At 42.3% G+C, this 23,740-nt stretch carries 20 protein-coding genes; 6 read left to right on the top strand and 14 right to left on the bottom strand.

Going from position 1 to position 23,740, the window contains the following annotated elements; translation table 11 throughout:
- Positions 1 to 14: 14 nt before the first annotated feature.
- Positions 15 to 269, top strand: a complete 255-nt coding sequence (locus tag P6709_RS08705; protein WP_041060614.1) for a DUF378 domain-containing protein — start codon at positions 15 to 17, stop codon at positions 267 to 269.
- 85 nt (positions 270 to 354) lie between these two features.
- Here P6709_RS08705 and P6709_RS08700 read toward each other — a convergent pair whose 3' ends face one another.
- The 3 genes from P6709_RS08700 to pruA form a co-directional block, all read right to left on the bottom strand.
- On the bottom strand, positions 355 to 1,599 hold the full coding sequence (locus P6709_RS08700; protein WP_278240501.1) for a Glu/Leu/Phe/Val family dehydrogenase: 1,245 nt from the start codon (positions 1,597 to 1,599) through the stop codon (positions 355 to 357).
- A gap of 207 nt (positions 1,600 to 1,806) precedes the next feature.
- The gene (locus P6709_RS08695) at positions 1,807 to 2,997 is read right to left on the bottom strand and encodes an ornithine--oxo-acid transaminase (protein ID WP_278240500.1); all 1,191 of its coding nucleotides are present in this window, start codon (positions 2,995 to 2,997) and stop codon (positions 1,807 to 1,809) included.
- 176 nt (positions 2,998 to 3,173) lie between these two features.
- Positions 3,174 to 4,721 (bottom strand): L-glutamate gamma-semialdehyde dehydrogenase, encoded by a 1,548-nt coding sequence (gene pruA, locus P6709_RS08690; protein ID WP_278240538.1) that lies wholly within the window; start codon positions 4,719 to 4,721, stop codon positions 3,174 to 3,176.
- Positions 4,722 to 4,879: 158 nt separating this feature from the next.
- Here pruA and P6709_RS08685 point away from each other — a divergent pair, with 158 nt between their 5' ends.
- Positions 4,880 to 6,247: a sigma 54-interacting transcriptional regulator gene (locus P6709_RS08685; protein ID WP_278240499.1), complete on the top strand. Its 1,368-nt coding sequence runs from the start codon at positions 4,880 to 4,882 to the stop codon at positions 6,245 to 6,247.
- A gap of 460 nt (positions 6,248 to 6,707) precedes the next feature.
- Positions 6,708 to 7,013 (top strand): hypothetical protein, encoded by a 306-nt coding sequence (locus P6709_RS08680; protein WP_278240498.1) that lies wholly within the window; start codon positions 6,708 to 6,710, stop codon positions 7,011 to 7,013.
- 83 nt (positions 7,014 to 7,096) lie between these two features.
- Here P6709_RS08680 and yugI read toward each other — a convergent pair whose 3' ends face one another.
- The 4 genes from yugI to P6709_RS08660 all read right to left on the bottom strand — a co-directional run bounded on the left by yugI (position 7,097) and on the right by P6709_RS08660 (position 11,910).
- Complete coding sequence (yugI, locus tag P6709_RS08675) at positions 7,097 to 7,483, bottom strand: S1 domain-containing post-transcriptional regulator GSP13 (RefSeq protein WP_041060628.1); 387 nt, start codon at positions 7,481 to 7,483, stop codon at positions 7,097 to 7,099.
- A 93-nt stretch (positions 7,484 to 7,576) separates the two neighbouring features.
- Positions 7,577 to 9,751, bottom strand: a complete 2,175-nt coding sequence (locus P6709_RS08670) for an RNA polymerase sigma factor (protein ID WP_278240497.1) — start codon at positions 9,749 to 9,751, stop codon at positions 7,577 to 7,579.
- A 19-nt stretch (positions 9,752 to 9,770) separates the two neighbouring features.
- On the bottom strand, positions 9,771 to 10,823 hold the full coding sequence (locus P6709_RS08665; protein WP_278240496.1) for a hypothetical protein: 1,053 nt from the start codon (positions 10,821 to 10,823) through the stop codon (positions 9,771 to 9,773).
- The gene (locus tag P6709_RS08660) at positions 10,813 to 11,910 is read right to left on the bottom strand and encodes a hypothetical protein (protein WP_278240495.1); all 1,098 of its coding nucleotides are present in this window, start codon (positions 11,908 to 11,910) and stop codon (positions 10,813 to 10,815) included. The genes P6709_RS08665 and P6709_RS08660 overlap by 11 nt, the downstream gene beginning before the upstream one ends.
- Positions 11,911 to 12,378: 468 nt before the next feature.
- Between P6709_RS08660 and P6709_RS08655 the strand changes: the two genes are divergently transcribed.
- Complete coding sequence (locus tag P6709_RS08655) at positions 12,379 to 13,719, top strand: sodium-dependent transporter (RefSeq protein WP_278240494.1); 1,341 nt, start codon at positions 12,379 to 12,381, stop codon at positions 13,717 to 13,719.
- Positions 13,720 to 14,310: 591 nt separating this feature from the next.
- Here P6709_RS08655 and P6709_RS08650 read toward each other — a convergent pair.
- Positions 14,311 to 14,565 carry a DUF1871 family protein gene (locus P6709_RS08650; protein WP_278240493.1) on the bottom strand — a complete coding sequence of 85 codons (255 nt, stop codon included), beginning with the start codon at positions 14,563 to 14,565 and terminating at the stop codon, positions 14,311 to 14,313.
- Between the two features lie 77 nt (positions 14,566 to 14,642).
- On the opposite strand from P6709_RS08650, the gene P6709_RS08645 reads away from it, so the two are divergent.
- The gene (locus tag P6709_RS08645; protein ID WP_278240492.1) at positions 14,643 to 15,800 is read left to right on the top strand and encodes a MalY/PatB family protein; all 1,158 of its coding nucleotides are present in this window, start codon (positions 14,643 to 14,645) and stop codon (positions 15,798 to 15,800) included.
- A gap of 242 nt (positions 15,801 to 16,042) precedes the next feature.
- On the opposite strand, the gene gntK is transcribed toward P6709_RS08645, so the two are convergent.
- The 3 genes from gntK to gnd form a co-directional block, all read right to left on the bottom strand.
- The gene (gene gntK / locus P6709_RS08640; protein WP_278240491.1) at positions 16,043 to 17,578 is read right to left on the bottom strand and encodes a gluconokinase; all 1,536 of its coding nucleotides are present in this window, start codon (positions 17,576 to 17,578) and stop codon (positions 16,043 to 16,045) included.
- A gap of 186 nt (positions 17,579 to 17,764) precedes the next feature.
- On the bottom strand, positions 17,765 to 19,105 hold the full coding sequence (locus P6709_RS08635; protein ID WP_278240490.1) for a GntT/GntP/DsdX family permease: 1,341 nt from the start codon (positions 19,103 to 19,105) through the stop codon (positions 17,765 to 17,767).
- A 12-nt stretch (positions 19,106 to 19,117) separates the two neighbouring features.
- Positions 19,118 to 20,017 carry a phosphogluconate dehydrogenase (NAD(+)-dependent, decarboxylating) gene (gene gnd / locus P6709_RS08630; RefSeq protein WP_278240489.1) on the bottom strand — a complete coding sequence of 300 codons (900 nt, stop codon included), beginning with the start codon at positions 20,015 to 20,017 and terminating at the stop codon, positions 19,118 to 19,120.
- A 167-nt stretch (positions 20,018 to 20,184) separates the two neighbouring features.
- On the opposite strand from gnd, the gene P6709_RS08625 reads away from it, so the two are divergent.
- Positions 20,185 to 21,039, top strand: coding sequence for a MurR/RpiR family transcriptional regulator (locus P6709_RS08625; protein WP_278240488.1), 855 nt, complete (start codon positions 20,185 to 20,187; stop codon positions 21,037 to 21,039).
- Positions 21,040 to 21,091: 52 nt separating this feature from the next.
- On the opposite strand, the gene P6709_RS08620 is transcribed toward P6709_RS08625, so the two are convergent.
- The 3 genes from P6709_RS08620 to P6709_RS08610 all read right to left on the bottom strand — a co-directional run bounded on the left by P6709_RS08620 (position 21,092) and on the right by P6709_RS08610 (position 23,671).
- Complete coding sequence (locus P6709_RS08620; protein WP_278240487.1) at positions 21,092 to 21,298, bottom strand: hypothetical protein; 207 nt, start codon at positions 21,296 to 21,298, stop codon at positions 21,092 to 21,094.
- A gap of 247 nt (positions 21,299 to 21,545) precedes the next feature.
- A complete protein-coding gene (locus P6709_RS08615; protein WP_278240486.1) occupies positions 21,546 to 22,784 on the bottom strand; it encodes an aminopeptidase in 1,239 nt (412 codons plus the stop codon).
- Between the two features lie 122 nt (positions 22,785 to 22,906).
- Positions 22,907 to 23,671 (bottom strand): peptidylprolyl isomerase, encoded by a 765-nt coding sequence (locus P6709_RS08610; RefSeq protein ID WP_278240485.1) that lies wholly within the window; start codon positions 23,669 to 23,671, stop codon positions 22,907 to 22,909.
- Positions 23,672 to 23,740: the final 69 nt, after the last annotated feature.

Raw genomic sequence — 23,740 nt, 5'->3', positions numbered from 1 at the left:
AGGAGGGGAAGATGTTGAGCGGAATTCAACGTGCTGCTTTAGTTCTTACCATCATTGGTGCTTTAAATTGGGGACTTATTGGTTTTTTCCAATTTGATTTAGTGGCTGCGATTTTTGGCGGTCAGGATGCTGCATTATCTCGTTTGATTTATGGATTAGTCGGAATCGCCGGACTAATAAACCTCGGATTGCTATTTAAACCATCCGAAGAGGTGTCCCGAAAAACCCGAAAAGAAAATGACGTGGACCCACAACCCACAATTAGCTAAACAAGCGTGTTAAATCAGCATCACTTTTTTAACATGCTAAAAAAGCAGCAGGCATCCAGTATGCCTGCTGCTTTTCGTATTATGTTTACACCCAGCCCCGGAATCGTGAGGCTTCAGCGGATTTCCGCACCCCTACCATGTAGGCAGCCAGGCGCATATTAACTCTTCTGCTTTGAGAAAGGTCATATACCTGATTAAAAGCGTCAATAAGCTTTTTCTCAAGTTTTTCATTTACTTCTTCTTCCGTCCAATAATATCCCTGGTTGTTCTGCACCCATTCAAAATAAGAAACCGTAACTCCGCCAGAACTCGCCAGCACATCCGGAACGAGCAGGACGCCGCGTTCGTTTAAGCGTTTAGTGGCTTCCAGTGTAGTAGGTCCATTTGCAGCTTCAACAATAATAGATGCTTTAATACGGTCTACATTTTCCGCTGTGATCTGATTTGAAACAGCAGCTGGCACTAGAATATCGCATTCAATTTCAAGGAGTTCACTATTGGTCAGCGTATTATCAAATAACGTTGTAACTGTGCCAAAGCTGTCACGCCGATCCAGCAGATAATCGATATCCAGGCCTTCCGGATCGTGAATAGCCCCGTGGGCATCAGAAATGGCAATGACTTTTGCTCCTGCGTCATGCATGAATTTAGCCAGGAAGCTTCCTGCATTTCCAAATCCCTGAACAACTACGCGCGCGCCTTTTATAGACAATCCGCGTTTTTTTGCTGCCTGGTCAATGCATATGGTCACACCTTGCGCTGTTGCTTTTTCACGGCCCTGTGAGCCGCCAAGCACAATTGGTTTTCCTGTAATAAAACCAGGCGAATTAAATTCGTCTATACGGCTGTACTCATCCATCATCCAGGCCATTATCTGAGAGTTGGTATAGACGTCGGGAGCGGGGATATCTTTTGTCGGTCCAACAATTTGGCTGATTGCCCGTACATAAGCCCGGCTTAGATTTTCCAGTTCTCTCATTGACATGGTGCGAGGATCACATATAATTCCACCTTTTCCTCCACCATAAGGCAAGTCCACAATTCCGCACTTTAATGTCATCCACATTGACAAGGCTTTTACTTCTTCCTCATCAACATCGGGATGAAAGCGTACGCCGCCCTTTGTTGGTCCAACAGAATCATTATGCTGCGCACGGTAACCAGTGAATACACGGGTGGATCCATCGTCCATTCGAACAGGCATGCGGACTGTCAGCAAGCGCATCGGCTCTTTCATTAGTTCGTATACAGGCTCATCGTAGCCCATTTTAGTTAATGCTTCGCGAATAACCTCTTGAGTGGATGTAAAAAGATTTAAATTTTCTGCCATGATTGATGTTCGCCCTCTTTTATTTCAATAGTATGAATCGGCATAATTGTAACACATATGCCACATTTTAACGATAGCTTTCCTAACGAATTATGAGTTTGTCGATAAGTCTTTTACAATCTTACCTGTTAAATTGTAAGCGCTTTATATGCTGTTTTTGATTTTGTCCGGTCCACATAATAAATATGGACCGGACAGAAGTTTAGATTATGACAGTACTTTTACAATGCGTTCAATCGCCCAGTCAAGCTCTTCTTTAGAAATAACAAGCGGCGGTGCAAAACGAATGACCGTTTCATGCGTTTCTTTGCAAAGAAGTCCTTCTTTTTTTAGATCCTCACAAAAGCTGCGGGCAGCTTCTGTCAGCTCAACCCCAATGAAAAGGCCGCTGCCTCTTACTTCTTTAATGATCGGATTATCAATTTTCTTTAAAGCGTCCATGAAATACTGACCCAGTTCCAATGAACGCTCTGCAAGTTTTTCATCCTTCAATACTTCAAGAGACGCGATTGACACTGCACATGCCATTGGATTCCCGCCAAAAGTTGAACCATGCGATCCCGGGTTAAATACGCCTAATACTTCTTTGTCTGCCACAACGCAGGAAATTGGAAATACTCCTCCGCCAAGCGCTTTCCCGAGTATATACATATCAGGATCAACGTCTTCCCATTCACAGGCAAACATTTTTCCTGAGCGGCAAAGACCTGCCTGAATTTCGTCTGCGATAAATAATACGTTATGTTCCTTGCACAGCTCGCGTGCTGCTTTGAGGAATCCTTTTGGAGGAAAAACAATTCCTGCTTCCCCTTGAATCGGCTCCACTAAAAATGCAGCTGTATTTGGAGTGATCGCTTCTTTAAGAGCGTCAAGATCTCCGTAAGGAATTAAATTAATCCCAGGCAGCATCGGCCCAAAGCCACGCTGGTATTCTTTTTCCGACGACAGGGAAACAGCTGTCATGGTTCTTCCGTGAAAGTTCCCGTTGCAGGCAATAATTTCAGCCTGGTTTTCTTTTACACCCTTGACTTCGTATGCCCAGCGACGTGCTGTCTTGATCGCCGTTTCAACTGCTTCAGCACCCGTATTCATTGGCAAAGCCATTTCTTTCCCTGAAAGTTCACAAATCAATTCATACCACGGAGCAAGCTGATCATTGTGAAAAGCACGTGAAGTCAGCGTAACGCGGTCCGCCTGGTCTTTAAGCGCCTGAATAATTTTTGGATGGCGGTGTCCCTGATTAACAGCGGAGTAAGCACTGAGCATATCCATATACTTATTTCCTTCCGGATCTTTTACCCAAACTCCTTCTGCATGTGAAATGACGATAGGAAGTGGATGGTAATTATTAGCTCCAAATTTTTCTGTTTGTTCAATAATCGATGTAGATGTTGACATATGTATCCCTCCAGATTTTTTGATTACTATAATTATACCCCTTCATAGCGGCAATAGATAAAAATAGCCGATCAAAAGATCTTCTCGAACAGAAAAGGCTGAGGAAATTTCCTTACCTTTGAACAGGGAAATCATTTTCACTGCTCTATTCAATCTTCTTTTGATCGGCATTTTACTTACAGCATTTCAGATGTTGTTTTAGCTTGCATGTGAAGAGTCAAATAGTCAGGTCCGCCTGCTTTAGAATCTGTTCCCGACATATCAAATCCGCCAAATGGCTGATAGCCCACAATCGCACCTGTACAGCCGCGGTTAAAGTAAAGATTTCCTACATGGAAGTCTTCCCGTGCTTTTTCCTGATTCATGCGGTTATTTGTAATAACTGCACCCGTCAGTCCATATTCAGTGTTATTAGCAATTTCAATGGCTTCATCGAAATTCTTTGCTTTTGTCAAACCGACTACAGGTCCGAAAATTTCTTCCTGCATTAAACGTGATTTAGGATCTAAATCAGCAAATACAGTCGGTTTAATAAAGAATCCTTGAGAAGAATCGCCTTCTCCCCCCGCAACTAAGCGGCCTTCTTCTTTACCGATTTCAATGTAGCTCATGATCTTATCGAAAGCAGCCTGGTCAATTACAGGACCCATGAAAATTTCAGGCGCAACCGTCTCGCCAAGTGAAAGCTCTTTTGTCAACTCAATGACTCGGTCTAGAACCTGATCGTAAACGTCTTCAAGAACAACAGCTCTTGAGCAGGCAGAGCATTTCTGACCGCTGAAGCCGAATGCAGATTTTACGATTGATTGTGCGGCAAGCTCAAGATCCGCTTCTTTATCCACTACAATCGTATCTTTTCCGCCCATTTCAACGATGACACGCTTTAACCATGTCTGGCCTTCATTCACTTTTGCTGCACGCTCATACATTCTTGTCCCTACTTCACGAGAACCTGTAAATGAAATAAAGCGCGTACGGGGGTGATCTACCAGGTAGTCCCCTACTTCTTTACCGCTTCCCGGAATATAATTCAATACGCCTTCAGGAAGGCCTGCTTCTTCCATTACCTCAACAAATTTAGCTGCAACGACAGGTGTAGTGGATGCCGGTTTAAGAAGAACTGTATTTCCGGTTACCAAAGCTGCGACAGCCGTTCCCGCCATAATGGCAAATGCGAAATTCCAAGGAGAAATTACAACGCCTACTCCAAGTGGAATGTAATCATAGCGGTTGTATTCACCCGGGCGGCTTTCCACTTTTTTGCCTTCTTTCAATGCAAGCATTTCACGGCCGTAATATTCCATAAAATCGATCGCTTCAGCTGTGTCGGCATCCGCTTCATTCCACGGTTTACCCGCTTCCTTTACAAGCAGAGCCGAGAATTCATGTTTGCGTCTACGGACAATCGCAGCTGCACGGAATAAAATATCAGCGCGGATTTCGGGCTTTACTTTGCGCCAGGTTTTAAATGTTTCATCTGCAACCTGCATCGCTTTTTCGGCAAGCTGCTGATCAGCTTTTGAAACGCGTCCAACTACTTCATTTTTGTTTCCCGGATTATACGAAACAATCTTGTCTTCAGTTTCAATGCGCTCTCCGCCGATAATAAGCGGGTAGTCCTGGCCAAGGTACGCCTCAACCGTTTTCAAACCATCCTGCAAAGCTTTTTTGTTTTCCTCAACAGTAAAATCTGTAAATGGCTCGTGCTTGTACGGAATCATAATAAACCTCCTATATCACTCATAAAAGTATTTTTGATTGAAAAGTGCAAAAATTATTTGCACTAATAAAACCCTTACCTTTATAATAATGCAAAAGATGATTGCATATTTCAAGTATTTTGTTTATTCTGTTTTTTAAATTTGAAAGGAAGTTATTCAAAATGCCTGGACCTAAAGGAAATGTGATTGATCTCCGCCTTGTCTCACAGGCTCTTGATCATATCCGGCAGGGTATTCATATGGTGGATACCGATGGGAGAACTATTCTATATAATAAGCAAATGCGCATAATGGAATCCATGGAAGATTTTGATGTATTGGACAAACGGCTGCTGGATATTTTTAAGTTTTATCCGGATGAAAACAGCACCCTTCTTCAGGTGCTATCTACAAGAAAGCCGGTTTTAAATGTTAAACAAACGTATTTTAATGTTCATGGCAGGGAAATTACAACGCTTAATAATACGTATCCCATATGGAACAACGGGGAACTGGCCGGAGCAATTGAAATTGCAAGAGACATATCATCCAATGAGCAAATGCGGATCAAGTCAGGTTCTGCAGGCTCTGACCTATCCTCGTTCGATCACTGGACAGGTTCCTCACTTCTTATTGATGAAATGATTTTCGAAGGAAAAAAAGCAAGCCGCTCAGATAGTATGGTTCTTCTTATAGGAGAAACGGGAAGCGGAAAAGAGCGTCTTGCTCAAAGTATTCATGTTGAGCGTGGTCTCAGCTCACACGCCTTTCACTCTATCGACTGCAGAAATATAACATCAGAACGCCTAAAGGACATTCTTAAAGAATATGAATCTAAAGCTTTTGAAAGAGATCGATCCACATTATTTATCGATCATATTGAAAGTCTTGAACTGCCTCTGCAAAAGCAGCTGACCTCTCTTCTGACAAATTGGAAATTAAATACACGCTCGATTAATAAACCACTCTTTTATCCGATCCTTACTTTAAGCACTGATCCTATTGATGCCATTCAATCCGGTCATTTAGATAAGGATTTATACTATATCATGAGCGAGGTAACCATCTTTGTCCCAAGCCTGCGCCAGCGTAAAGAAGATCTTAGGGAACTTTCCGGGTATTTTGTGGACGATTTTAATCTCAGGTTCCAAATGAACATCACAGGTGTTTCCGAAGAAGTTATTCAATTGTTTTCTGCCTACGACTGGCCTGGAAATGTAAGAGAACTTGAGCATGTAATGGAAGCTTCCCTTTTCGCAATGGGCCAGGACTGTCTGCTCGGGTTTTCGCATCTTCCGCATTATTTCAGATTAAAGTTTGATGATCCTGTAAATCCGGATTCTTCCTTAGACACCTCTGCTTTTATGATCAGAGAAGGAAAACCGATGCAGACGCTTGATGCATTTCTCAGAGAAGCTGAGTCCTACTATATTCAGAAGTCCCTTCACTACCATGATTATAACGTCACAAAAACTGCTCATGCCTTGGGAATGAGCAGACAAAATCTTCAATACCGCTTAAAAAAGAATAACTTAATCAGGCAAAAATAGTCCTTTTATTTTTCCAACCGTAATGGAGCTGAGACAACATGTCTCAAGCTCTTTGACCGGTTAGCTTCACATGAATCCTTTTCTCAGGGGCGGGGGCTTAAGCCTTTTCAGGGTCATACTCTGCAATGGCTCAAGCAGCCGTCATTTCCTGTTAGGAGTCTCCGCCTTCCGCTCTACTCTACTAGAAATAAATACTACTTCATTTTTTATATTTTCTAACGTTTTGTCCCAGCCTCCTTTCATAAACATTACAAAATTTGAAAGAAAAAGATTGGAATTTGCCTGAATTTTGGTACAATTTAAAAATAAAGGATTACCTTTTTATTAGAAATGTTACTAGAGCAGGTCTAAAAGCACTTTAAGTGTTTTCCTACATATCATTCCGTGCCGCTTTTAGCCATAGTCTGCTTTTACCTGATCCGCCGTTTGGATGATTAAATAAAAATGGAGGGTGATGAAGATGAAAGTTATACGATCAAAAAAAGACGCAGAACATTTTATTGATCAAGCTCGGAATCTTTTTACGTATGATGAATCAGGGAAAAAGTTTTACTTTGTGTTTGAGGATCACACAAGACGCGGTAAATGGACTGTAATGTATTATCCTGGTGATGAAAGATGGTCAACCCACAGCATGGGAGAGGATTATTGCGATGAAGGAGAAGCAGAACTATCCCGTGATGACCTGAGTGCATTTATTTTTAAAAACAGAAAGTATGTAAACCGTGCCATTAAGAATTTGGAGCCTGAGCTGGTGCAGAGCTGACATGTTAAATATAAACGAATTAAAATGAAACAAGCCCTGAAAGAAGGTGGCAATCACCTTCTTTCAGGGCTTGTTTTAGGCTTTTATCGCTTCATGTCAGACTGTTCGATCCAGTCTTGAAGTTTATCCTTTAGGCTGTTGAAGCCTGTTGTATCTTCTGTATGAGATACTGATTTAGAAGGCGCTGAGCGGCGTTCTTTGCGCGGCTGCGGCTTCACTTCAGGTGCTTCTTCAGTTGCACGGATTGACAAGCTGAATTTACCTGCTTTTTCGTCAACAGAAAGAATTTTCACGTTAACTTCCTGACCTACTGAAAGGTGCTCGCTTACATCGCTTACAAAGCCATGAGTGATTTCAGAAATGTGAACTAATCCTTGTGTATTTTCGTCAAGTGCAACGAACGCACCGTATGGCTGAATGCCTGTTACTTTACCTTTAAGCTCTTGTCCTGCTTCAAAATTTGTAGACATGGGAACATCTCCTGTTATATATAATTTTTATCGTTTTCACGCAATTATTGATTATACCACAACTCTCTTAATAAATCAAAAGTAGTTTTAGGTTCATGAAGTGATCAAAAAATCTCCCTGCTGATAGACGATCTTCCAGGAGCCGTTTTCTTCTTTTAACGGAATCACTTTCTGGCTGGAGGAAAGTGCACCATCAGAAAGGACGATAATCATCTGCTTTATGCCTTCACTGCTGCCGATTTCCGTAATTTCAGCAACACCCGTTAAGTCCTGATTATATAAATTTTCACGGTTGGTTTCCCGCAAAAATGCTTCCCGGTCAGGGCGGTCCTCCGTTTCGGCAAAAAGAGAGTAAAGTGTTTCCAAATCCCCGATGCTGATCGCATTAAGATACATTTGCATGGTTTCTTTTTCCGTCAGTCCGCTTAGAAGTGTACTTTCTTTTTCTGCCTGATATTGATTGTACAGTTGATTTAACTCATCGTTTAGAGGAAAAAGCCCTGAATCGGGTCCATTTACCATATAGCCAAGAACAGGCGAAGTTCCCTGCTCACTTTGAAAAGATTGCCACTCCTGAGGCTTCCTGAAATCATTTTCTTCAAGCTCTGCATAGAATTGATGGACATATCTTGAAGAGGCATACGTCCGAAGTTTTTCCTCTCCAATCAGCGTTTCCCATACCGCTTTCACATCCGGCATAAGCATTCCCTCTTCAGTAAATATCGAATTTGATGCAGAGTCTTTGACCAGAAATTCCAGCAGCAATTCATGCTGACTTAATAATTCTTCTGCTAACGGCTCTGTGTACATCATCCCTTTTAACAGTCTTTCTGCCTCCAGTAACACATCAGGCACCTGCTCCATTGACAATTGAAGCTGTTCTGCTTCAACGAAAGGAAGCTTCTCTCTCATAATCCGTATGTACTCGATATAGGCGTTATTAATTTTACCGGAACCTATTTGCAATTCAGCAACCTCACTGAACTTCTCTCCGCCAATGGATAGTTCAAATTGATTTTGATCAGGGGTTACGACTGTTTCATATCCATTCTGAGCAATTTTATCTAAAAGAGCTGCTGCCTCGGGAGAAAAGGAAAAGTCCTCTATCGGCTGATCACCTAGACCTTCCAGTTCAGATTCATACTCTTCAAGTGCTGTGTCATACTGCTCCATTAACGATTCTGCCATTTCCAGATACTGTTTTGTGATCATGTCCGAATGAATAGCCAGTGCATATTCATCTCTAGATGAAAACTCCTCTTGCTGCACATACGTTAGCGGCGTAACGAGACGATTGAGGGCATCCTGTATTTCAAAAGGATTCAGCTCTCCCTCTTCTGCTAATTGATTCCTCTGCAAAAATGCCTGTATCTGATTTATGGCTTTCTGAATATATTCTACTTGGTATAATTCTCCTTCCGATAGTCCCAGGTCTGCTTCCAGCTTCTGCATTCTGTCCTCTACTTCTGCACCTAATTCCTCAAGCGAGTCGATTGTTTCTCCGTCTTTTACAGATAACACGATTTCACGATTATTCTCTGCAGATGACATCTCTGGCTCAACGCTTGAATCAGAAGAAGGCTGTGCAAGAAAGAGAACGATTAAACCTGCGATCAGCAGACCGGAAAGGGACAGAGCCCATTTTGACCTATAAAAGGGAACATGATTTACTTCCTCAGAATGTGCAGCCGGCTCTTCCACTAATTCACTTACGTCCACTGATAAAGGAATTTTGTTGTAGGAATACAGTAAAAACCCAAGCAGCTTGTCCAGATTTTCTTCGCTGATGCGTTCGCCATCCATTTCTTCAAGTTTGTGAATAAGCTTTTTCTTTCCTTCCTTCACTGCTCCCTCTGTTTCTGCTTCAGGCATTTGTAATATAATGCTTATTTCGTTTAATGACATCTTGTGAAAAGCAGTGAGCACCACGGCTGCCCTGTGACCCTCAGGCAGCTTTTGCAGCAGCTCATGAAGCTCGCGGTCTTCGAGATGTACAAAAATTTCATCAGATTCATTGTGTTCTTGATGTTCAATGTTCTGCTGTATGGTTACTGCTGCCTTTTTATAGAGCAGCACCCTTCTTCTGCCAGGGGGTTCATCCAGGTATGTGTTTCTTATTTCCTTAAATGCTCGTTTAATAACAATATTTCTATGTGTGCTGTTCAGACCCATTTGAAATAAAAACTGATTTATTTCAGGCAGAAACTTCTCAGCCCATTTCACAAATAGAGTGTGGTCATTTTGATCATCTGAATAAGTTGAATCCAACAAACCCTCTCCTCACATTTCAGTAAAAGTCATATTTATTAAATACAATTTTTTTGACATCATTCTCTTCAGCCAGATCAAACATCCAGGTTTGATGATTCATTGTCTCAAAGAAAATGCTGTTTCGGTTATCGTTTTCAAAATAAGAAAACTGATATAAGATATCGCTGACATTGACAGCTTCTAGTGTTTTTGGGGTTACGGTTTCAAAAAATTCATCCCTTGATGGGCGTTCAGGGGTGTCTGCGAGCAGCGAATAAACCGTTTCCGGGTCAGCAGAATCAATCGCCTGCAAATAAAAGAGCGCGATATCCTCGGAAGATAACTCCTTCAAAATAGATGAGTCCTGGCTTCTTTGGTAGTTTTCAAATAATGACAACTCTCCGCCCTTAAGAGGAATCAGCGGCTCCTGCATATACAGTTCATTCGGTTGTACAGAATAGGAAAGATCAATCACATTATTGTATCTGTTCCAATTTTCCGGTTTTTTAAAATCCTCACCAGCCAGTTCATCATAAATTTTTTTAATAGCAGCTGCCGATTCGTACTTTTCCAGGTATTCAGGCTGAATGAGATTTTCCCAGACTGTTTGAACCTCTTCTTTTAATCTGCCCTCTTCAAAGTTTGACTGTTCTTCTGTTCCATAAATAAAAACGGTAAGCAGCCTTTCATGTTCCTGTGCTAACTCATCAAACATCCACGGAATTCCAGCTGTGTCTTCGCCGCCGGTGACTTCCAGAAGCCATTCTTCGATTTTAAAAAGCTCTGCAGGAACTTTATCCAAAGGCATCCTTATTTGCTGATTTATAACGTATGGAAGCTCTGGCATGTCTTTCAAGTAAGTTTGATAGATTGGGTCAAAGTGTACAAGCTTTTCAGTAAATACCGGACCCCCTAAAAAAACGTCAAAGCTCTCCGTTTCAGAATGGTAGGCATAATCAAACCCATTATCTCTGATTTTCTCCTGGAGGCTTTTTATTTCCTGTGGTATATCAGCGGAGGATGGAGCCCCTTCGGTATTGTTTTCTTTAGCATGATTGCGATGAAGCATCGTCATTTTTTTACCGTACATGCTCAAATCCTTTAGATCGGTAAATCAGCGTCCCTGCCAGCATATCGGAAAAAGCAAACGGATCTGGTCCATAATCCTGTGATCCAATATTCTCAATTTCCTCATCCACAAATTCCATAGGTGTTTTCAGTTCATATGTTAAATACTCTTTATGATTACTAAAATTAACAACGAAATCCCGTTCGTGTTCTTCATAATCATCCAGGCTGTTAATTGTTCGGGCTTCTTCTGCAACAGTACTGGTTTGATAAATGTAATTAATCTGTCTCAATTCCCTTTTCGTCAGGCCGGTTTTGCTTTCAAGCGAGCTAAAATTTTCAGAGATCGCTTCTTCCAGATCCTTTATTTCTTCTTCAGGAATTCTCGGGAGTTCCGGCTCTTCATCTTGCTCTTCTTCCTGCTCTTCTTCCGCTGACTCATTTTGTGATCCGCTCCCCGGCTCGAAAGCGGGCAGCATAAATGCCAGACCGATTAAAAGAATCATCAGGGTGACGGACGCCGGTCCCGCCCATTTAAAACGCGAGACGGGTTTAGGTTCCTCCGCCACATTATCTGTGAATTCCTCCGGCTCAGGTAACTCTTCATCCTCTATTACCCCTGGCAATTCCAGCTTTTCATAAGCTCCTAATAAAAAGTCTATCGATTTATCAAGCTGAGATTCACTCAGTCCATTTTCACCGTTTGTTAATAATGTGTGCAGCTTTTCTCTTGCTGCCTGCTGCCTTATTACAACAGAATCTTCACTCTCATTAATAATCATGGATATGGAAGTGCTCGACAGCGCATGAAAATAGGTCAGTACCCAGACTGCCCGATCTTGCAAAGGAAGCTTATGTATACTATCGTGCAGCTCCTGATCTTCAGGATAAGGAAAGAGTTGTTCCTCTTTATACTCAGCCAGATAAGGTTCAACTTTTTCTTTATGGTATGTCAGCGCGCTTTTGAATAGGGCAGCTTCATCTTCAGGTGTTTCCCCGTTAAATACATGGCGCAGCCCGTTCATTTTTTTGCTTTCAGGAGTTCCAATCTGCAGGAGGAATTGTTCAATTTTCACTGTTTCTTTTTGATTATTCTTCTTGCTGGTCATAATTTCCCCTCCTATCGTATTCATCAATTGTCCTTGTTAAGGCATTAAAAAAGATTACTATCATTTGATTGATTTGGTCCGCTATTTATTTTAAATGGGCTTCCTATTGCCTTGAAATTAAACTGAACGCGTTAGAGTAAGGCCTGACTCTTTCTTTTACGCTGCTCCTCCATACATAAATGACTTTTACTGTAACCGCAGGCAGGATTATGCTGAAACGTTTTTAGGGGCATACTATCGTAGATGCAGCAGGTTAACTCAGGATTTATGTGCAGCCTTATTTCTTACTAATTCTGCATATTCCCCCTCTATTCCTGCCATTATATCGCCAAATCTTCCAGATTTGTTATAGAGATCGCAGAAAAACAAGAAATTTTCCGACAAATTTCAAAATAATCCTTCATAATTCGACAAAAATATAGTAGCATGTACAAATCATATAGTTGGACGAAAGGAAGAAGGTACGACATGAGCAATCAACAATGGTCATCAAAATTAGGCTTTGTTCTGGCGGCAGCCGGTTCGGCAATTGGTCTTGGGGCAATATGGAAATTTCCTTATATGGCAGGTTCTAATGGAGGCAGTATCTTTCTGCTGTTCTTTATAATTTTCACCGTCTTAATTGCAGGCCCTATCCTGCTTGCTGAATTTGTTATTGGCAGAAGAGGGAAAAAAGATGCAATAAGTACATTTCAAAAGCTTGCCCCTTCTACTCCCTGGCCAATTATCGGTATATTAGGCACGTTTATCGCAATCATAATTTTGTCCTTTTACAGTGTAGTTGGCGGCTGGATATTATCTTATTTGGTTCGGAGTGTAACAGGAGGCTTAAGTGGACTTACACAGGCAGAATACGGAGCACTTTTTGATTCCATTATTGCTAACCCTCTTGAAGTGCTTGTTGCACAAGCGGTCTTCATGCTGATCACGATTATAGTGGTTTCAGGCGGTATTCAAAATGGAATAGAAAAAGCCAGCACCTTCATGATGCCGGCTCTTCTTGTCATCTTTGTCATTCTCGCCATTCGGTCTTTAACGCTCGATGGAGCAGCGGAAGGAGTAGCGTATCTATTCGTCCCTGACTGGAGCTACTTCACACCTGAAACGATGCTTCTTGCTCTTGGCCAGTCCTTTTTCGCCTTAAGTGTCGGGGTATCTGTCATGATCACGTATGCTTCTTATTTAACCGATCAGGATAACCTTGGACGATCAACTTTATCAGTTGCTTCGTTAAATATTGTGATTTCCATATTGGCAAGTCTAGTCATTTTCCCAGCCGTATTCGCTCTTGGCTTTGAGCCTGGTGAAGGACCTGGTCTTGTTTTTGTGGTTCTTCCAGCAGTGTTTAATGAGCTGGCGTTTGGCGGCGTTTTTATGTTTGTCTTTTTGATTTTGCTGCTGTTTGCCACGCTGACGTCCGCTTTCTCTATACTTGAAATTGTGGTTGCTTCTTTTTCAAGAGGGAAAGATCGTGAGCGAATCAAATATACCTGGATTGCAGGAACGATCATTTTTGCAGTAGGAATTCCAAGTGCCTTGTCATTTGGGGTATTGACAGATGTAACCATTATGGGGAAACTGATTTTTGACTTTGCAGATTACTTCACAGCGAGCTTCGGACTCCCGCTTGGCGCCCTGCTTGTTTGCTTATTTATTGGATTTCAGCTGTCCAAAAAAGATGTATATGAGGAATTGGAAAAAGGAGTCGGTGTTCGATCGAAGTGGATGCCAATCTGGTATTTTGCAGTAAAATATCTTGCACCTCTCGCGATTTTATTTATATTTCTGCAGTCCTTTGAGATTATATAGAAATAAATATATAATGAATTTCCCGAATCGAGTATGATCCTGCAAAGGGTTGTACTCGATTTTTTAAAGTCGCTAATTTCACCTTATTGAATCAATAAGAAACGGATCATACTTAATTGGATAGGATGAAAATCAAGAGAAGGAAAAGAGGCTGGCTCAAAAATTTTTAAAAAAGAAGATATATTTATTACTAGTAGTATGTGAGCGGAGCGAAAAGTGGGCGACTCCTGCAGGATATGTGACGGCAAGCTGAGTCTTTACTGGGCAACGCCCTGAAAAGGCTCAGCGCCGTCCCTGCGGAAAGCGTCCATCTGAAGCGCAGCGAACCGGACAAAGAGCTTAGGACATAACTCATAAAAGTTTAAAGAATGAGGTTATATTTATTACTAGTAGTAGGTGAGCGGAGCGGAAGGTGGCGACTCCTGCAGGATATGACGGCAAGCTGAGACCCCGAAAGGCGAAGCCTTTAGGAGGGCTCAGCGCCGTCCCTGCGGAAAGCGTCCGCCTGAAGCGAAGTGAACCGGTCTTAGAGCTTGAGACACTTTTGTCCCAAACTCTCCTTATATTAATTTACAGCTTAAAAGCCATTCCCTATACATAAGCTTCCATTTTAACTGCTAATAGCTTGTAGGAAATTTTGGTGCAGTCCTGTAGAGGAATCCATTGGTTGTATGAGAATTGATATATGGCTTGAATGCGTTTTGCTAAGTCTGTGGGATGGTGATGGTCGTACACTGCCTGAAGTACGTCCTCAATTTCACTTTCATACTCTTCTTCCCCTATTTTAAAAGGATCCCACTCCTGTAAAAGGGCAATTATTTTGAAATTCATCTCTTTAGTAATCATATGTCCCACCTAATCATTTTGAAAATGCGTGAATCTATCATACCATAGTAGAGAGAAATGAAAAGGAAGTGATTTCAGTGGAACTATTTGATCAACCAATTGATCGTGCAGGCACTTCTTCTGTGAAGTGGGATATGCTGAAGACCGTTTTTGGCAGTGAGGATCTGCTTCCTATGTGGGTGGCGGATATGGACTTTAAACCTCCTCAGGCTGTACTTGACAGACTTGAAACACGCTTGAACCTGCCTCCATACGGCTATACCTTTGTACCTGACTCAACAGGAAAAGCCGTCGCCGGATGGATGGAGCGCAAGCATGGATGGACGGTGAAGCCTAATTGGATAATGTATTCAAATGGCGTTGTACCGTCTATATCAACTGCCATCAGAGCTTTAAGCAAGCCAGGTGATCAGGTGCTGACGCTGACGCCGGTTTACACTCCATTTTTTCAAATGATTGAATTAAATGAACGAAAACTGGCTGTCTCGCTCTTACTGGAAGAAGAAGGCCGTTATGAAATAAACTGGACGGATTTTGAGCAGAAGATAAGTCATTCTACTTTGTTTCTTCTTTGCAGCCCGCACAATCCTTCAGGACGGGTTTGGTCGCGGCATGAACTGGAGAGGATCAGCGAACTATGCAGAAAGCATCAGGTAACACTCATTTCAGATGAAATTCATTCTGATCTGCTTTACAGTCATGCAGAACACGTCCCTGCCGCTTTAGCTGCAAAAGATCAGGCGGATCACATTGTGACGCTGGCTGCACCGAGTAAAACGTTTAATTTGGCTGGACTCCAGGCATCCGTCATCATTGCGAAGAATGAAGAATTGAGGGAGAAAATCCAGGCAGAGCAGACAAAACAGGGATTTTTCACACTCAATACATTTGGTATATCCGCAATGGAAGCCGCGTATGAAGAAGGAGAAGAGTGGCTTCAATCATTAATGGTGTATTTGGAGGAAAACCTGAAGCTTGTCCGGGAAGCTGTTTCCCAAATCCCAGGTGTCACTTTAATGGAGCCTGACAGTACGTATTTGTTATGGATGGACTTTCGCGATTCAGGTAAAAGCGATGAAGAGGTTCAGGAAGCTCTCCTGAAAAAAGCCAAGCTTGCATTAGAGCCTGGTGAGAAATACGGAGAAGGCGGGCAGGGTCATGTTCGAATGAATATCGCCTGTTCAAGAGACCTTGTTAAAGAAGGCATCAAACGCCTGAAAATAGCATTTGAATAAATGATTCATAGAAAAAGTGGCCGGGACATAACTAAAAATTTAGAGAATGACCCAGTATCTGCCTTGAAGTATGAGGTGAGCGGAGCGGAAGGTGGCGACTCCTGCAGGATATGACGGCAAGCTGAGACTTTACAGGGCAATGCCCTGAAAAGGCTCAGCGCCGTCCCTGCGGAAAGCGTCAGCCTGAAGCACAGCCGAACCGGTCAAAGAGCTTGAGACACTTTTGTCCCAAGCTCTTTTTCTTATTCCAATTCTTTTTGTAAACGAGCAATTTCTTCGTATTCTTCCGAAAACATTCTGGACAAACGGATAAACATTGGAAGCACTCTTTGGTAGGTAGCTGCAGCCTCCTGATTTGGCTTGTGGGTGTGAACGGAACCTACAAGATTGCTCACGTCTTCAAGGCTTTTCATCTCACCGGTTGCGTATAAACCGAGGATGCATGCTCCAAAGCAGGAGCTTTCAAAGCTTTCCGGCACTACGACCTCCTGGTCAAAGATATCTGCAATCATTTGTCTTAAAATAGCCGACTGGGCAAATCCACCAGTCGCCTGAATGCGTTTCGGTTCACCTATCAATTCTTCGAGTGCCAGCAGCACACTGTATAGATTAAACAAAATTCCTTCGAGTACAGAACGGACCATGTCTTCTTTTTTATGATTTAAACCCAATCCGAAGAAAGATCCTCTTGCGTTTGCATCCCAAATCGGGGCACGCTCTCCTGCCATATAAGGATGAAAAAACAATCCGTGGGAACCCGGCGGAACGCTGTCTGCAATTTTCGTTAGTGAATCATAAGGATTTGAGCCATTTGCAGCTGATTCCTGTACGATGTCCTGACAGAGTTCGTCCCGCAGCCATCTGAAAATCATACCGCCGTTATTTACAGGTCCTCCGATGACCCAGTGATCTTCTGTTAAAGCATAGCAGAAGATCCGGCCTTTCGGATCGGTCACTGGACGGTCGGTTACCGTTCGAATCGCTCCGCTCGTCCCGATTGTGATGGCAACGGAACCTTTGTCCATTGCATTTACGCCTAAATTAGACAGCACCCCGTCACTTGCTCCTAGATAAAATGGGGTATCAGGATTCACTCCCATTTTTTGTGCATGCTCAGAAGATAACCCTGACATGGAATGAGTAGTAGATACGGGCTTGGATAATTGATCCGCTGTCACACCAGCTATTTCTAATGCTTCTTTATCCCAATCAAGTGATGTAAGGTTGAATAATCCGGTTGCAGATGCGATAGAGTAATCGATTTCATAACGGCCAAACAGTTTAAAAAACACATATTCCTTTATGGAAATAAATTTTGCTGTCTTTGCACAAAGCTCAGGATGCTCTCCATTAAGCCATGCAAGCTTTGACAGAGGGGACATTGGATGAATGGGCGTTCCCGTGCGCAGATAGATGGCATGGCCATTATTTTCTTTAATTTTTTTTGTATACTCATTACTCCTGTTATCTGCCCACGTAATGGATTTAGTCAGCGGAATGCCAAATGCATCTACTGCGATCAAACTGTGCATAGCAGAGCTGAAAGAAACAAAAGCAATATCATCAGGTGTTAAACCGCTTTTTTGAATGCTTAAGCCCATTGCTTGCTGCACAGCTGAGAAAATTTCCTCCGGGTCCTGTTCTGCAATTCCCTGCTGAGGGGTGTAAAGAGGATATTCAATATTTTCTTTTGAGACAAATTCTCCTTTTTTAGTGAATACCACCGCTTTGGTGCTTGTGGTGCCGATATCTACACCGATCATATGCGTTTGCTGCATCTTGCTTATCCTCCTGTCTGTTCAAAAGCTTCAATAGAAATTATGTGATCAACACTATTTTAGCGAATGGCCAAGTCATCTGCCATTCACTTTTTTTCCGGCTGAGGGAGCAAATAAGGAAGAGCTGACAAATAGAATCTGTCAGCTCTCTTAAGTTTCAAATCTATGAATCTGCTTCTCCTGCTATTATATAAATAGACTGATAATGAATACAACTGTGAAGCCTACTACCCCGATAATGGTTTCCATTACCGTCCAGGTTTTAAGCGTATCTTTTACGTCCAAACCAAAATAGCGGTTTACAAGCCAGAAGCCTGAGTCATTCACATGGGAAACTGCTGTTGCACCCGCAGCAATCGCAATAACGATAAGCCCAAGAATGGGACCTGAGTACCCGACAGTTTCAATTACCGGTGAAATCAGTCCAGCAGCTGTTACCATAGCTACAGTCGCAGATCCTTGTGCAACCCGAACCAGCAGCGCAATCGCGAACGCCATTAAAATTGGAGGAAGTGAAGAGTTTGCCATCATTTCACCAAGTACTGCCCCTACACCTGAATCAATCAGAATTTGCTTGAAAACACCACCGGCACCCGTTACAAGTATGATAATACCAGCCGGTTCAAGAGCTTTTGTGGCAATGCTTTGAACTTCATCACGTGTATAGCCTCGTCGTGTACCAAGCAGGATAAACGTTAATAGAGTTGCAATGGTTAAAGCCACAAAAGGATGACCAAGAAACGTTAAGAAAGAACGAACAGCATTTCCTTCATCAAGCATGACGCCTGACAGTGTATTTGCCAGGATTAAAATTAAAGGGATGAATACTAAAAATGCAATTAATCCAAAGCTTGGCAAGTCACGGTCCGGGTCCGGTTCTTCCACTTCCATATATTCCGGCACATTTACATGAATTTTATTTGCAATGTATTTACCAAAAATAGGACCTGCTATAATCATAGAAGGAATACCAGCCAACGCACCAAACAGAATGACCCATCCAAGGTCTGCCTGAATAATGGAAGCCACAGCGATCGGGCCAGGTGTCGGCGGAATGTAAGCGTGCGTTACGGCCAATCCTGCCAATAGTGGAATTCCATAGAATAATAGAGACTTTCCTGTTTTTCTTGCCAGCCCATAAATAATAGGAACTAGAATGATAAAGCCGACATCAAAAAAGACGGGAATTGCTACAATAAATCCGGTAATTCCAAGTGCCCACTGAGAATTTTTTTCACCGAATTTCCCAATTAGTGTTTGTGCCAGTCTTTCTGCTCCGCCTGAAACCTCAAGCATTCTACCAAACATAGCACCGAGACCGACGACAACTGCCACAAATCCTAAAGTACCGCCCATACCAGCTTCAACTGAGGATAAAACATCGCCAAGCGGCATTCCTGCTGCGACGCCGACCAGTAAGCTGACCAGCAGCAGCGCTACAAAGGCGTGCAATTTCACTCCCATTACTAAATAAAGCAATAAGAAAATTCCTGCAACTGCAATTAAAATTAATATTGAACCATCCATTTATCGTTCCTCCTATTCGCTTTTTTCTACGGCATGCCCGCCAAATTCATTTCGCAATGCTGCCACTACTTTTCCTGAGAATGTATCTGTTTCAAGTGACCGGTACCGCATCATTAAAGAAAGAGCAATAATCGGCGTAGCTGTCTGCAGATTTAATGCTTCTTCAATGGTCCACTTTCCTTCTCCTGATGAATGCATGATCCCTTTGATAGAGGATAAGTCTTTATCCTTTGAAAAAGCGGATTGTGTCAATTCCATCAACCATGAGCGAATAACAGATCCATGATTAAATACGCCAGCTACTTCTTCAAACTGATAAGGAAACGGACTTTTATCCAGTACTTCAAATCCTTCTGCAATTGCCTGCATCATGCCATACTCAATACCGTTATGCACCATTTTTAAATAATGGCCGCTGCCTGCAGGACCCGTATGTAAGTAGCCGTTATCAACAGAAATCTCTTTAAAAATGCGTTCTATTTCTTTAAATCTTTCTTTGTCTCCTCCGACCATCAGGCATGCGCCATTTCGTGCACCTTCTGTTCCTCCGCTTGTTCCGCAGTCAAAAAAAGAAATGCCTTTCTGGGAAGCCAGTTCATCTCTCCTGATCGAGTCTTTATAGTGAGCATTTCCACCATCAATGATAATGTCACCTTCTCCGCATTCCTCGAGGAGCTGATTAAAAACGGATTCTGTAGCATCTCCTGCCGGCACCATCATCCACAAGATTTTCTTATCTTCAAATGCCTGTACTAAAGAAGTAATAGACCGATGTGCTGAAATTCCATTTGAAGAAATTTTTTCGATAGCGTTTTCATTTAAATCAAACGCTTCTACCTCGAATTTTCGCTCCTGCAATTGCAAGGCTAAATTAAATCCCATTTTCCCTAAACCAATCATTCCAACTTTCATAAAAAAACACCTGCCTGTTTCGAAATATTTTCCTCATACAAATCATTATAAAGAAAAAATTTCTTATTGCAATCGCTTTCAATGAAAAAATTTTTATTTTATAATAAAAGTATGAAAAGAATCGTTAGGAACTTTAAAAAATTCTGAAGAACTGAGGTACTTGCTGCATGATAACTGACAACAGGCTGTGCCTGGCTAAGATTCGATCTCTTTATCCTGGTTTCAGTACAAAAGAATTAAAGATTGCCGATTTTATTTTACGCGACCCCCAAAACATCATTCATTTAACGATTACCCAATTTGCTGAAGAACTTAACGTAGCTGATTCCACTGTGTTCCGTTTTTGCAAGAGAATTGGCTTTACCGGCTATCAGTCCATGAAGATTGCATTGGCTTCAGAAGTCGTTACACCGATTAAAAACATTCACGATGAAATAACAGAAGCGGATGACACAAAAACACTCGCTGAAAAAGTATTTCGTTCAAATATGAAAACTCTTGAAGATACAATGGCAATTATTGATGCTGACCAGCTGGAGAAAGCGGCTCAATTTATTTTAAATGCCAATAAAATCGAATTTTACGGCAGCGGGGGTTCCTACGTGCTTGCCATGGATGCCTATCATAAGTTTATCCGGACCGGTTTATTTGTTTCGGCCCCCCCTGACTCCCATATTCAGCTCATGAGCGCCTCTCAGCTTCAAGAAGGCGATTGTGCAGTTTTTCTTTCTCACTCTGGCTCCACCAAGGATATTTTGAAAACCTGCCAGATTGCTAAAAAAGCCGGAGCAAAAACTATTGCCATCACAAATCTGGCAAAATCACCACTCAGCAAACAGGCAGATCTGTCCCTTTATACCCTGTCAGATGAAACGGACCACCGATCAGAAGCATTGTCTTCCCGCATCGCTCAGCTCAGCTATGTAGATGCGCTATATGTCAGTGTCATGCGTTCTCTGCAGGGGGATGGTCAGGCAGCACTGGAAAAAATGCGAAACGCAATTTCGTCAAAAAGGATATAAAAAAACCCGAATTACAGACTCGGATCGAGCTTTGTAATTCGGGTTTTTACTATCACAGCTTTTGCTGCTGTCTTTCTCGGTTGATTTCTTCTTCAAATTCTCGTGTTTTTTCTTCCTGTTTTTTGGAGACACGCACAATCCATCTGAAGGTAAGAACAGTCAGTACAAGAAACAGCAGCATCCAAAACGCCGCAGGGATATATTCACTTTTGTCTTCCGGGAAATATAAAAATAGTTGCAGCATAAACCAGCCAGCCATGCTTCTTCATCCTCTCAACGCATGTTTGGCTTCATTATAACAACTCATCACCCGCCCTGCCACCTGGGGACAATGAACGTTTAGTGACACACGACCCGATTTCCTTTCATTTCTCACTTCTCTTTACATGGTGTGAAAACTTCGGCTTCAAGTATTATATTTTCCAGACCGATCAAAAGGACCTGTCCACTTTTTTGGATGACAGCTTCGCAAATCAATGGAAACGTCCCGCCCTCTTCAACTTATATTAAAAAGCCCAGTTGCCTTTTCTGAACACCGGCTCGACCGTGCCATCAAAATGAATGCCATCAATCTCCATTTCAGCTGACCCGATCATGAAATCCTCATGTACTACACTGTCATTCAGCCCATGCACTTCCCTTTCCAGATCATTCATTTGAGCTCCACCTTTTACACATACCGGGTAGCAGGATCCAAGAGCAAAATGATTGGAGGCATTTTCATCAAACAGGGTGTTGAAAAAAAGAATCCCTGAGTTTGAAATGGGCGATCGGTGAGGAACAAGAGCAATCTCCCCCAGATAATCAGACCCATCATCCATGCTGACGATTTTTTCAAGCAGTTCCAGACCTTGATCTGCTTTGATATCCACCACTTTTCCTTCTTTAAACGTTAATGAAAAGCCGTGTATGATATTCCCCTGATAAACTAAGGGCTTGGTATTGGAGACCACTCCATTAACTCCAAGCCTGTGAGGGACTGTATAGACCTCTTCGGTTGGCAGATTTGCGATAAATGGGTGGCCCTGTTCGTTTTTACTCGCTCCTGTCAGCCAAATATGATCTTCCGGCAGCTCGACGGTGATATCCGTTCCTTCTCCTTTGTAATGGAGCTTGGCGAAATTTTTCTCAGTCAGCTGATCCGCTCTATTCTGCAGGAGCTCTATATGATGCCTCCATGCTTCCACTGGATCATCGTGATCAAGACGGACAATTTTAAAAATGGCGTCCCATAATTTTTCAACCCGTTCATGATCAGGCACATCCGGAAACACCTTATCTGCCCATTTTTGAGAGGGCAGTGCAAGAATGGACCAGCTGATTCCGTCTTTTTCAAGCACTTCATAAAAATAGTCCAGTGATTGTGCTTTTACTTTAGCGTATGAAGTGATGCGGTCTGCTGAAATCCCTTTAAGTAAATCAGGATCCTCTGATTCTATACTGAGAATGGCTCCTTTCTTGTCGATCAATTCCTTGTGGGCTTCTACAAGCCAGGGAGGATAAAAATGAAAAGCTTCCTCAGGAGCTTGTTCATAATGAGTCCGCGTGACTTCTTCGTCATTCCATTGCACATGTACATTTGCTGCTCCAGCCATATAGGCTTTTTTCACAACTTTTCGAACAAAATTTTCTGTTCCGATTGAAGCTGCTATCCATAAATATTGACCAGGCTGTATAGTAACGCCGACTTTTACGGCAAGCTCTGCATATTCTTCCAAAGCGCTGTCATATTGCTCCTTGTTCATTTCTTTTCCCCCTTTAATAAGCGTTTTGAATTGAATCTTCATCTGATGCAGACACAAAAACGGTGGCGCTTCCGCAAAGACGGAAGTTCCACCGTATTCTTAATTTTAGCTCACGTTACTCTTTATTCCTGAATAATCTCAATTGATTCGATAATGACATCTTCATCGGGTTTATCACTTTCGTCTTTTTCCACTGCAGCGATTTCATCCACGACATCCATGCCTTCAATGACTTGTCCGAAAACCGTATGTTTTCCGTCCAGCTGAGGTGTGCCGCCGTTCTCATCATATGCGGCTATTACTTCTTCAGGAAATCCCGCTTCTTCCATTTGACCGGTAAAACCTTCCGGCAATTCTGTATTTTGTACGATAAAGAACTGGCTTCCGTTCGTATTAGGTCCTGAATTGGCCATAGATAGGGCGCCGCGTATATGGATTAAAGATGGAGTAAATTCATCTTCAAACGCTTCCCCATAAATACTTTCTCCGCCTCTGCCTGTCCCTTCAGGATCTCCACCCTGAATCATAAATTCATCGATCACACGGTGGAACGTAACACCATCGTAGTACCCGTCCTTACTGTGAGTCAGAAAATTCTCTACTGTTTTAGGCGCATATTCAGGGAAAAATTTGATTGTGATTTCCCCTTTATTCGTCACCATTTTCGCAACAGGCTCGTCTTCGGAAGCCTCTTCATCCAGCTGAGGATATTCAACCGGTTCACCTGAATCAGCTTCTTCTGCAGACTCATCTGCTTCTTCTGATTCAGCGGTTTCCTCCGTTTGTTCCTCTTCTGCACCGCCGTTGGATGCATCTTCTTCATTTGACCCGCAAGCTGCAAGCATCAAGATAAAAATCAAAAAAATTCCAAGTAATTTAATTTTCATATTATTCGCCTCCACCAATACTTTACCTTAAAAAGAACAAAAAATCATCCGTTTGTTTTACAATAGAAG

This window comes from Jeotgalibacillus sp. ET6 (assembly GCF_029667115.1).
GTDB lineage: Bacteria > Bacillota > Bacilli > Bacillales > Jeotgalibacillaceae > Jeotgalibacillus.
Note: the sequence above shows the minus strand (reverse complement) of the source record. Positions and strands in the feature narration are given on the sequence as shown.